The organism is Haloarcula sp. HT12, from assembly GCF_055271655.1.
Genome location: NZ_JBUXKW010000001.1, coordinates 559,174 through 569,369 on the forward strand (window position 1 = coordinate 559,174; position 10,196 = coordinate 569,369).

At 64.4% G+C, this 10,196-nt stretch carries 11 protein-coding genes; 6 read left to right on the forward strand and 5 right to left on the reverse strand.

What is annotated here, in order from left to right:
- Positions 1–38: 38 nt before the first annotated feature.
- The gene (locus ACY9XZ_RS02975; RefSeq protein ID WP_463455587.1) at positions 39–1,889 is read left to right on the forward strand and encodes an ATP-binding protein; all 1,851 of its coding nucleotides are present in this window, start codon (positions 39–41) and stop codon (positions 1,887–1,889) included.
- A 69-nt stretch (positions 1,890–1,958) separates the two neighbouring features.
- Positions 1,959–2,390 (forward strand): universal stress protein, encoded by a 432-nt coding sequence (locus tag ACY9XZ_RS02980; protein WP_463455588.1) that lies wholly within the window; start codon positions 1,959–1,961, stop codon positions 2,388–2,390.
- Here ACY9XZ_RS02980 and ACY9XZ_RS02985 read toward each other — a convergent pair.
- On the reverse strand, positions 2,383–2,835 hold the full coding sequence (locus tag ACY9XZ_RS02985; protein WP_463455589.1) for a universal stress protein: 453 nt from the start codon (positions 2,833–2,835) through the stop codon (positions 2,383–2,385). The two genes, ACY9XZ_RS02980 and ACY9XZ_RS02985, sit on opposite strands and share 8 nt — an antisense overlap.
- 153 nt (positions 2,836–2,988) lie before the next feature.
- On the opposite strand from ACY9XZ_RS02985, the gene ACY9XZ_RS02990 reads away from it, so the two are divergent.
- Complete coding sequence (locus ACY9XZ_RS02990; RefSeq protein ID WP_463455590.1) at positions 2,989–3,702, forward strand: DUF4013 domain-containing protein; 714 nt, start codon at positions 2,989–2,991, stop codon at positions 3,700–3,702.
- On the opposite strand, the gene ACY9XZ_RS02995 is transcribed toward ACY9XZ_RS02990, so the two are convergent.
- Positions 3,699–4,820, reverse strand: a complete 1,122-nt coding sequence (locus ACY9XZ_RS02995) for a KaiC domain-containing protein (protein ID WP_463455591.1) — start codon at positions 4,818–4,820, stop codon at positions 3,699–3,701. The two genes, ACY9XZ_RS02990 and ACY9XZ_RS02995, sit on opposite strands and share 4 nt — an antisense overlap.
- Before the next feature lie 109 nt (positions 4,821–4,929).
- Here ACY9XZ_RS02995 and ACY9XZ_RS03000 point away from each other — a divergent pair, with 109 nt between their 5' ends.
- A complete protein-coding gene (locus ACY9XZ_RS03000) occupies positions 4,930–5,781 on the forward strand; it encodes an NAD(+)/NADH kinase (protein WP_463455592.1) in 852 nt (283 codons plus the stop codon).
- On the opposite strand, the gene ACY9XZ_RS03005 is transcribed toward ACY9XZ_RS03000, so the two are convergent.
- Both ACY9XZ_RS03005 and ACY9XZ_RS03010 read right to left on the reverse strand, forming a co-directional pair.
- Complete coding sequence (locus tag ACY9XZ_RS03005) at positions 5,778–6,065, reverse strand: hypothetical protein (protein ID WP_004593774.1); 288 nt, start codon at positions 6,063–6,065, stop codon at positions 5,778–5,780. The genes ACY9XZ_RS03000 and ACY9XZ_RS03005 overlap by 4 nt on opposite strands.
- A 76-nt stretch (positions 6,066–6,141) precedes the next feature.
- The gene (locus tag ACY9XZ_RS03010) at positions 6,142–6,750 is read right to left on the reverse strand and encodes a hypothetical protein (protein WP_463455593.1); all 609 of its coding nucleotides are present in this window, start codon (positions 6,748–6,750) and stop codon (positions 6,142–6,144) included.
- A gap of 127 nt (positions 6,751–6,877) precedes the next feature.
- Here ACY9XZ_RS03010 and ACY9XZ_RS03015 point away from each other — a divergent pair, with 127 nt between their 5' ends.
- Positions 6,878–7,450, forward strand: coding sequence for a response regulator (locus ACY9XZ_RS03015; RefSeq protein WP_463455594.1), 573 nt, complete (start codon positions 6,878–6,880; stop codon positions 7,448–7,450).
- On the opposite strand, the gene ACY9XZ_RS03020 is transcribed toward ACY9XZ_RS03015, so the two are convergent.
- Complete coding sequence (locus ACY9XZ_RS03020) at positions 7,447–8,067, reverse strand: TetR/AcrR family transcriptional regulator (protein WP_463455595.1); 621 nt, start codon at positions 8,065–8,067, stop codon at positions 7,447–7,449. The genes ACY9XZ_RS03015 and ACY9XZ_RS03020 overlap by 4 nt on opposite strands.
- Before the next feature lie 202 nt (positions 8,068–8,269).
- On the opposite strand from ACY9XZ_RS03020, the gene ACY9XZ_RS03025 reads away from it, so the two are divergent.
- Positions 8,270–10,195, forward strand: a complete 1,926-nt coding sequence (locus ACY9XZ_RS03025) for a COG1361 S-layer family protein (RefSeq protein ID WP_463455596.1) — start codon at positions 8,270–8,272, stop codon at positions 10,193–10,195.
- Position 10,196: the final 1 nt, after the last annotated feature.

Genomic DNA, 10,196 nt, shown 5'->3' on the forward strand with positions numbered 1-10,196 from the left:
GGGAAAGGTGTTAATCCCCGGCTACCCTGGAGTCGGGTATGTCCGACCTCGGGGATTTCACTGATTTCGACGGCGACGATACGGCGGCCGACGACGAGGCCGCCGATTCGGCTGCGACGACCGACGACGGCGGCCGGACTGTCGACGCCGCAGAGAGGACCGACCCGACCGCTCAATCTGCAGACGACGACTTCGAAGATATGGACGTGACACCGGCCGGAACAGACACCGGTCTCGGTGTCCTCTCGGCGGCAAACGGGCTCCGGATCAGCGAGGAGGAGGACGAAACGGTCCTGCGGGCCTACGTCACCGCGCGGAACCGCTCGCGCCTGCGCATCGGGACGTATCTGCTCGTCCCGTACCCGGGAGGAGAGCGCCTGTTCTGTCGCATCAAGGCCCTGGAGTACGCCCAGGAGTTCCACGCCGACGACGCGACCGAAATCCACGCCCGGCGGGCGATGCGCGAGCGGGGCATCGACGAGCGGGATTTCAAGTTCATCGCGGAACTGGAGCCGGTCGCGGTGCTGTACTCCGACGGCGGCGAACTCAAACGGCGGATGACCGACCGGGTGCCCAAGCCCGAAACCGTCGTCCGGGAGGCCACCGACAAATCCGAGATCAAGACCGGCCTGAAGATTCCGGAGGACGGCGTCTTCCTCGGCCATCTCGCCGTCGGTGGCGAGAAGGTCCGCACCGCCGCCGAGCCGCCGACCATCGACTACCGGCTGAAAGACGACTACGACGCCGGCGACCCGCTCGTGTTCCGGCACACCCTCGTCGCGGGCGGGACCGGCTCCGGGAAGACCCACAGTTCGAAGAACGTCCTGCGGCAGTATCTCGGCCGGACCTACGAGATGGGCGACGGCCGCACGCCCGAACTCGCCGTCGTCCAGTTCGACCCGCAGGACGAGTACGCCCAGATGCACGACGACAACCCCGCGATGACCGACGAGTTCGAGCGCCGCTGTGAGCGGGAAGGCGTCGCCTACGGCGGTCACGACGACACCATCGCGTTCGTCCCGAAGGTAGCCGGAGCCGACTACAATGCCAGCCACCACCGCGCCGAGCAGGTGGAGTTCACCATCCCGTTCTCGCTCGTCCACGACAACCCCTGGCTCATCGCCGGCTCCAGCCTGAACGACAACCAGTACGGTGCGCTGGTGAACACGCTGCTCCCGCGCTTCGAGCGCGAATACGGCGAGGGCGGCTCGTACAGCGACTTCCGGACCTTCCTCGGGGACCCCGCGCTCAAGGAGGAACTGGATGAGGCGGGCGACGTCCACGAGGCCACGTTCGACGCCGTCAAGCGCCGCGTGCAGGGCTTTGGCTCCGTCTTCGATCAGGACGCCCGCCCCATCACCGACCAGATATCGCAGTTCGTCCGGGACGGCGGCCTCACGGTCATCCCGACGTACCACATCACGGACTCCCGGACCGCCTCGACCATCGTGCTGGCCGTCTCCAGCCTGCTCATCGACCAGAAGCTCTCGAACGACCCGGACTACGACCGCATCAAGGAGACGCCGCTCGTACTCGGCATGGACGAGGCCCACAACTTCCTCACCGACGCCGACAGCGTGCAGGGCCGCAAGGTCATCGGGAAGTTCACCGAGGCCGCCAAACAGGGTCGCAAGGAGCGTCTGGGCCTGTATCTCATCACGCAGGACCCGCAGGACATCGCCGACCCGGTTTTCAAGCAGATCAACACGACGATGGTGCTCAATCTCGGCGACGAGGACGCCATCTCGGCCGTGAACATCCCCACGAACTTGGAGTCGAAAGTCCCCTACATGGAGAAGGGCCAGCGCGTGGTGTACTCACCGGACAACTCAGAGCCCGTCGAGCTTATCGGCCTGTCGACGTGTGTGACCCGTCACGGGCGAGACTGACAAACCGCAGGCCGGGTCGTTGCTTGCAGCGGGCCGAAGATTCAAACCGACCCCAGCGGAATGGGGCGTATGGCAAAGCGAATCCTCGTTCCGGTCGACAGTTCCGACCAAGCGACAGCAGCCTGTGAGTTTGCGGCCGAGGAGTATCCGGACGCGACGGTCGTGCTACTGCACGTCATCAACCCCGCAGAGGCAGGCTACAGCGCGGAGGCATCGATTCCCTCCTTCTCCGAGGAATGGTACGAGAAACAGAAGGCCACATCGGAGGACCTGCTCGACGACCTCGAAGCGACGGTGACCGAGGCCGGTGTCGAATCAGTCGAGCGCGTCATCGAAGTCGGTCGGCCGACGACGGTCATCGTGGAGTACGCGGACGACCACGACATCAACCAGATCATCATGGGGAGCCACGGCCGCTCGGGCATGTCCCGCATCCTGCTGGGCAGTGTCGCCGAGATCGTCGTCCGACGGGCGTCCGTCCCCGTAACCGTCGTCAGGTAGTCTCCGGGTGCCGGACGATATGGACGTCGTACTGGGGGTCTTCCGACACCGGTGAGCCGACGCTACAGACCGGCGTCGACACCCGTCCGGCGTTCTCGCTGCCGATGAACACGATTGAAGCCCCCTCTTCGTGAGCGACTTCTCTGATCGTCCGGGTGATATCCGTCGTCGTTGACGCCATCGAACTCACGTCCTCCGGGATCTCGTAACGGAACGACGCTGTCGGGGCTACCGATTCGGCCTGCTCTCGCAGCCGGTCGGCGACGGCCTCGACAGTAAACACGTCGTCGGCGTCGAGCCAGCCGTGTTCTCGGGCGTACGCCGCATCGTCGGGGATGACCGACAGCGCGGTAATTACCTCGTCGCGGTACTCCGCGAACTCCGTCGCCCGCTTCAGGGCGGCTTTCGACAGGTCCGAGCCGTCGAAGGGCACGAGTAGCACCATACCCCACCTGTCGCCCGGTTGTGATTTATTGGTTCCGCAAACCGGTATTACATGTGCCACCGGCGTACCCGGTACCTTGCAGTCCCGTGGTAAGCCGAGCGAATAGCTCGGCAAGGAGTCTGTAACTAATTGTGAGGAATGTGACCAAGAGTCATGGACTCCATAGAAGATGCGGTAACCTACCCCCTGGAAGACGACGACTGGACAATGACTGTCCTCATCGGTGGCGTGCTCAGCCTCCTCTCGTTCCTCGTCGTGCCCGCCATACTCGTGTACGGCTATCTCGTCCAGGCGGTCCGCGAGCGGGCCGAAGGGGCGACACAGCCGCCGTCGTTTGCGGACTGGGGCGAGCTGTTCGTCGACGGCCTCAAGGCCTGGATCATCGGCATCGTGTACATGCTCGTTCCGCTCGTCGTGTTCGGGGTCACTGTCGGCGGCAGCCTGTTCGCGATGGCGACCGGAACCCGCGCCGGGGCGGGGGCCGGCCTGGCCGGCCTGTTCGGCGGATTGGCGCTCTCGTTCGTCCTGTCGCTCGTGTTTGGCTACGTCGCGACGGCGGCCATCATCCACTTCGCCTGCACCGGCGAGTTCGGTGCCGGGTTCGACTTCGGGACGCTCCGGAAACTGGTCCTGTCCCCGGAGTACGCGACGACGTGGCTGGTCTCGGTCGCGCTGTTCATCGCCGCGAACGTCGCTGTGAACCTGCTGAACGTAGTCCCGTTCATCGGTTCGCTCATCGCCGTGCTTCTCAGCCCGTTTGCCACCTTCTACGTGCTGGTCGTCGCGACGGATCTCTGGGCCGGCGGCTACAACGCCGCACTCGACGAGCGGGAAGAGCCTGAGTCGGTCGGGACGGCAACAGTTTAGAAGATGTTGGCCTGCTGGTAGACCGAGATGCCGTCGTTCGTTATCTCGTAGGGTTTCGTCTCCCGCGAGTGGTTCGCGTTCCGTATCTTCTGGATCTCGACGGCGAGTCGCGTCTCGCTGGCGTCGGACCGGACGTACTGCAGGATGAACACCGCGTCGGTCAGGTATTCGATGATACCGTGTCTGGACGCGAAGGGGTTGTTCTCGCTGGCCTCGGAGACGAGCATCGTCGTCACGCCGGCCTGTTTCAGCGACCGGGTGAAATCGAACACCTCGGTGCGTCGACGGGACTGATCGTCGTACATCATCTCAAGGAGCGAGACGGAGTCGAGCACCAGCCGGTCGGCGTCGAACTTCTCGATGAGCGCCGGGAGTTCCCCCCGGATGTTGTCGAGGCTGTTTGCCATCTCCACCGGATCGAGGTCGACAATCGCTAGCTGGCCCTGCTCTTCGTACTCGGCGAACCCCCAGCCACGGTCGTCGGCGGTGTCCAGTATCGCCTCGTGGGACTGTTCGAGGGTCAGAAACACGGCGTTCTCGCCGTTTTGCAGCCCGTGATGGAGGAACTGCAGACCAAACGTCGTCTTCCCGGTCCCGGCCGAGCCGATAGTGACGATGAGATGGCGTCGCGGAATCCCGCCTTGAATCATCTGGTCGAGGCCCTCGATACCGATGTCGACCCGCGGGATGTCGGACTCGAACTCCTCCTCGAAGCCATTATCGCTGTCACCGCCGCCGCTACCGGCGGACTCGAACGCGGTGGCGAAGTCGTCGTCGAAGAGCCCGCCGCCGTCGCCGGCGGACCCAGCGTCGGCATCCGGGGCTTCACTCCCGCCGCTGCTGAAGGGGTCATCGCCGCCCTCGTCGAACGGACTGTCGGTACCCTCCTCGTCGAAGGGTGTGCCCCCCTCGTCGTCGAACGGGCTGGCGTCACCACTGTGCGTGGATTGCCCGTCGCTGTCGCCCACGAACGACCCGGTGTCTGTCGACGCTGCCCCCTCAGCGTCGCTCTCGAATGGTGTCGCCGAAGTATCGTCGTCCCTTGGTTCGCTGTCGCCGTCCTCGTCGTCCAGCGCGCTTTCGAACCAGTCGTCGTCGGACTCGTCGTCCCCGCTCATACGTCCGACCACCAGCCACACGAACGGCCCATGGAAGGGGATACGCGTCGGGACTGATATAATTGCCGTCGTAGAGGGTTTATATACGGCCGGCGGGAACGTCCGGGCAATGACTGTCGGTATCGTCGCGCAGCGGGACAACGACCGGGCCATGTCGCTTGCGAGTACACTGTGTGACCGACTGCGTGCCACGTCGGCGGCCGTCGTCGTCGACGAGACGACCGCCGGGGCGCTGGGTAACCACGACGCGTGGGTGGCCGGCGTGCCCGATTCGGCCCCAGTCGATGAGATGTCCGCGTGTGACCTCGTCGTGAGCATCGGCGGCGACGGAACCTTTCTGTACGCAGCTCGCGGCGCAGGGTCGACGCCGATACTCGGGGTCAACCTCGGCGAGGTCGGCTTTCTGAACGCTATCGCACCCGAGGAGGCCGTCGAGACGGTCGTCGCGGAGGTCGAGCACATCCAGAAGACCGGGAGCGCACGGACGCGGGCCAAGCCGCGGCTCCAGGCCAGCGGCGACGACTGGGAGCTCTCGCCGGCGCTGAACGAGGTCGTCGTCCAAGGCGAGCGCCGCGGTCACGGCGGCGGGGCGACGCTCGACGTGTACGTCGACGGCTCGCTGTACACGTCCGGCCACGCCGACGGCGTGCTCGTCGCCACACCCACCGGATCGACGGCGTATAACCTCAGCGAACGGGGGCCGCTCGTCCACCCCGACGTGGCCGGCCTCATCGTCACGGGGATGGCAGACGAGACAGGGACGCCGCCGCTGGTCGTCGACGTTGACAGCGAAATCGTCGTCGAACTCACCGACGCCGACAGCGGTGTCGTCGTCAGTGACGGTCGGGTTCGAAAAGACGTGGTCCCACCGGAGCGGATAACCCTCTCGCGTGCGAGCGAACCGGTCCGGCTCGCCGGGCCGCCGCTTGACTTCTTTACCGCGCTGGACAAGCTGGCCTAGCGCCGGCCGACGGCGTACAGCACCGGTGCGAGGACGAGCAGCACCAGGCCGAACAGTTTGTACTGGAACGACGACGCGAGGACGCTCGCGCTGTTTGGTTCCATCGCCGACGCCGGCGTGATCACGAGCAGCGCGCCCAGCGCAATCGTGTGTAGTCCCAGCATTCGCAGCGACCGTTGCGGGAGAATTGCGACGAGCCCACCGACAAAGCCGAGTAGCAGGACATCACCGATGGTGTAGTTCAGCAGGAAACTATCGATGAGTTGCAGCGGTGACGCGAGCATTCCTATCCAGGATTTCGCCGTGATGGAATCTTTAAAGTTCCGTTACGCCGCCGACCTACGGGCGACGTTCGGCCGCTCAGTCGGCCGCCGTCCCCAGCGGTGTGAGCAGGAGATAGCCGGTCGACGGGACGCCGGCCGTCCGCAATCGGAACTGCTTCGGGTCGTCAGGTGCCGTCGAGAGGGCCACGACATCGAGGTCGCCCGTGCTGACCGTCTCGGCGTCCACTTCGTCGATGCCGGCCACGAGCAGCGCCTCGGAGAGGGCCGTCCCGTCGAGCCGTTCGGACGGCACGTCGAACGTGGTCCCGAAGGCCTCGTTGGCCGCACGCACGACAGGGCCGTGGCCCTCGTCGACGAAGTACAGCACCGGGTCCGGGTGGCCGTCGAAGAGGTCCACCGGCTGTGGCTCCGGCGATTGCTCCGCGTCCGCCGACACCGTCATCGTCTCATCGGCCGTCTCGCCGGGCGAATCGGTCACCAAGAGATAGGAAACACCACCCAACCCGCCGCCGAGGGCCAGACCGAGGCCGACGGTGACCTGTTCCGAGAGCCCCGGAGAAACCACCGACTGCACCACCAGCGCGAGGGTGGCGAGCACGACCGCTCCTGCCCCTATCCAACCGATCACGGCCGCGAGGCTCCCGAGGCGGTGTCGGCCGCCCGTGCCCGCCGACGACTTGCTCATCGATACACACTCTATGGGCCATCGGTTAACGCTTTTCGAGAGCAGGCCGACGGTGGATTGCTTCAGGGTATCCGCCCGACCGCTGATAAAACATATACAGTCGCCAGCCCTAGAGACGTCCACTACCGTGTCCAGAACTACAGGCGGGCCGCCGCGGGTACTCGTCGTCGACGACGAACACGACGTCGCCGACACTCAGGCCCTGAAACTCGGCGAGCGCTACGAGACCGCTGTCGCGTACAGTGGCCAGGCGGCGCTCGACGCTGCCGGCCCGGAGTTCGACGCTGTGTTGCTCGACCGGCGAATGCCCGACGTGCACGGCGACGACGTGCTTTCGCGGTTGCGCGAGCGCGGGTACGACGGTATCATCATCATGCTGACTGCGGTCGATGCCGACCTGAACATCCTGGAGATGCCCTTCGACGACTACCTCCAGAAGCCGGTCGACCAGTCGACACTCCTGTCGACGCTCGACCAGCATCTCGACAGGACCGACGAGGACGACAGGCTCGACGAGTATTTCCGGATCTCCTCGAAGCTCTCCGTGCTGGAACGCGAGAAATCCGCGTCACAACTGGAATCGAGCGCCGAGTACACCAGGCTCAAGGAACGGGCCAGAGAGCTGGAGTGGGTCCTACAGGCCGAGAACGACGATTTCGAGGAACTGAAAGAGACGTACCAGTCTATCAGTCGAAGCTAGGCGTCGAGAATCAGCGTCTCTTCGATGTATTCGTCGATGGTGTCCCGCACCATGGAGACGGGGTCGTCGTCTCGCGTTGCGTTTTGCAGGATCACACCGTCGAGTATCGTGATCATGAACTGCGAAACCGTTTCGGGGTCGACATCGGCGAAGACCCCCTGTTCGATGCCGTCCTCGATGATCTGTGCGAACTGCCGGGCGAACAGCTTGTCCGTCTCGGTGAACTTCTCGCGGAATTCCGGGTTCTGAACCGCCTGTGCGCGCATTTCGATATACGACCCGAGTACCGCGTTCTTGTCCGGCGTCTCGACGCAATCCGGGAAATCGTCGAGAATAAGGCTGACAAACGTCTTGATGTCCTGTTCGGGGTCACCGGTCGATTCCAGCTGGAAGATGCGGTTAAATTCCGCGAGGATGAACTCCTGAAACGACAGCAGCAGGTCCTCCTTGCCGTCGAAGTGATGATAGAACGTCGATTTGCTGAGGTCGGCCTCGTCCGCGATTCGCTGTATCGAAAGTCCGGCGTACCCGTATTCTCGGAGGGCACGGAACGTGGCTCGCATTATTGCCTCGTGCGAGTCCGCTGGCTCCCCGGCGAACGGAATTCCATCACTCATCCCGACCGAATATTCGTTCGGGCTGTAAATACCTTCCCACTGTCACCGAACCACAACGTTGATAGGCGACCGAACGTTCGTTCGATGTACACGGTTCGGACGGGAGTCCGCGCAGAGATATGTGGGGGGTGCCCCGATTTCTCTATCGTGACACCCGTTCCGACCAGAACTAACACATGGAACACCCGAACTGTCCCCACTCATGAAAGCACGTACGCTACTTGTACTGACCGTTGTCGCATTGCTTATGGCATCCGGGACGGCGATCGCCGCCGTGACCGGAAGCCCCGACTTCGACGCGACGTTCGTCGACAACACGGTTACGCCCGGTGAAGAAACGACACTCGACGTTGTCCTCGTCAACAGCGGGACAGTCGATTCCGGCCCATCGACCCAGACTGTTCGGACCAGCGAGGTGACGACCGCTCGCGGGACCACGGTCAAAGTCAACGACGGGGACGCCCCCATCACCGTGACGACGAACAAACAGGCCGTTGGGTCCGTCCCCGAGGGAAAGACGGAGCCCATTTCCTTCCAGGTGAGTGTCGATGACGACGCAAGCCCCGGAGACTACACCGTTCCCGTCGTCGTCGAGTACAAGTACACGAGCTATATCTCAGAAGGCGACGGCGCACGCGACGAGAAGACAGCCACCGAACGGATCGAACTCGAACTCGAGATCGACGACGACGCGGCCTTTGACGTGGTAAATGTCGACTCCGGCGCGCGGGTGGCCTCGACCGGAACGGTGGCGGTCACCGTCGAGAACACCGGCGACGAACCCGCTCGTGAAGCCTCGGTGGCGCTGGAATCGACGAATCCCGAACTCACGGTCGGTAGCGACACCCGCAGTACGCGGTTCATCGACACCTGGGAGGCCGGCGAGCAGCGTACCCTCCGGTACCGCGTCGGTGCGAGCGGCGATGCCAGAGCCGAACCGTATCAGTTCGACCTGCAGGTCGACTTCGACGATACGGACGGGGTCCGAAAGAGTACGTCCGCCTCCTCGCTCGGGATCACGCCCGACCCTGAGCAGTCGTTCAGCGTTCGGGGCGTCGAGAGCGACGTCGCCGTCGGCGACTCGGGGACCTACCGCGTGACGCTCCACAACGACGGGCCGGTGGCTGTCAGAGACGCCACGGTCTCCCTGCAATCACAGAGCAGCGAGATCGCGTTCGGCGAGTCCGACTCGGCCGAGCAGTACATCGGGACGTGGGAACCCGGCGAGACCCGCACCGTGAGCGTCGACGCGTCCGCGAGCGACGGCGCGTCCGTCAGGGGGTACGCGATCTCCGCCACGGTCGGCTACAAGGACCAGGAGGGCGATACCGGTGCTGACGACGGAATCGCACTCGGAATCCGACCGGAACCCGAACAGTCCTTCGAACTCGGGGACGTGGAATCGACCCTCCAGGCGGGCGACGACGGGACCATCGAAGCGTCCCTGACCAACACCGGGGACCGGACGGTCCGCAACGTCGTCCTGAACTGGGCGAGCGACCACGACAACATCTCGCCGAAGGAGACCCAGTACGCGGTCGGCGACCTCGAACCGGGCGAGTCGGCGACTGTCTCGTTCGATGCCGACGTGTCGGACAACGCGAACGCCGGCCCGCGGCAGTTCGACTTCGTCGCCAACTACCGCAACAGCGAGGGTGACCGGCGCGAGAGCGACACGCTTGAACTGAGACAGAGCGTCGACGGCAGCGCCGACGAGTTCATCGTCGAAACGACGAACGCATCCGTCGACGTTGGCGGGTCCAGCACGTTCGAAGTGACCATCACCAACGACGCCGGCGAACGGCTGACCGATATCGAGGCGAAGCTGTTCGCCGAGTCACCGATCTCCGTGTCTGACGACCAGGCGTACGTTGACGGACTCGACCACGGTGAGTCGGCGACCATCGAGTTCGGTATCAGCGCAAGCGGTGCCGCCATGACGAAGAACTATCCCGTCTCGGTCGACTTCCAGTACGAGGAACCGGACGGCGATACGCCGGTGTCCGACACCTACCGACTCCCGGTCTCGGTGACCAACTCCGGCGGTGGCGGCTCGCCGCTGACGGCGATTGTCGGCGTCGCACTCGTGGCCGCCCTGGCCATCGGCGGCTACTTCAGGTTCCGCTAAC

What these genes read in the sequence shown, in the direction of transcription:
- ACY9XZ_RS02975 (WP_463455587.1), top strand. Translation starts at nt 39, where the DNA reads ATGTCCGACCTCGGGGATTTCACTGATTTCGACGGCGACGATACGGCG.
- ACY9XZ_RS03010 (WP_463455593.1), bottom strand. Translation starts at nt 6,750, where the DNA reads ATGAGCAAGTCGTCGGCGGGCACGGGCGGCCGACACCGCCTCGGGAGC.
- ACY9XZ_RS02995 (WP_463455591.1), bottom strand. Translation starts at nt 4,820, where the DNA reads ATGAGCGGGGACGACGAGTCCGACGACGACTGGTTCGAAAGCGCGCTG.
- ACY9XZ_RS02980 (WP_463455588.1), top strand. Translation starts at nt 1,959, where the DNA reads ATGGCAAAGCGAATCCTCGTTCCGGTCGACAGTTCCGACCAAGCGACA.
- ACY9XZ_RS03005 (WP_004593774.1), bottom strand. Translation starts at nt 6,065, where the DNA reads ATGCTCGCGTCACCGCTGCAACTCATCGATAGTTTCCTGCTGAACTAC.
- ACY9XZ_RS03020 (WP_463455595.1), bottom strand. Translation starts at nt 8,067, where the DNA reads ATGAGTGATGGAATTCCGTTCGCCGGGGAGCCAGCGGACTCGCACGAG.
- ACY9XZ_RS03025 (WP_463455596.1), top strand. Translation starts at nt 8,270, where the DNA reads ATGAAAGCACGTACGCTACTTGTACTGACCGTTGTCGCATTGCTTATG.
- ACY9XZ_RS02985 (WP_463455589.1), bottom strand. Translation starts at nt 2,835, where the DNA reads ATGGTGCTACTCGTGCCCTTCGACGGCTCGGACCTGTCGAAAGCCGCC.
- ACY9XZ_RS02990 (WP_463455590.1), top strand. Translation starts at nt 2,989, where the DNA reads ATGGACTCCATAGAAGATGCGGTAACCTACCCCCTGGAAGACGACGAC.
- ACY9XZ_RS03000 (WP_463455592.1), top strand. Translation starts at nt 4,930, where the DNA reads ATGACTGTCGGTATCGTCGCGCAGCGGGACAACGACCGGGCCATGTCG.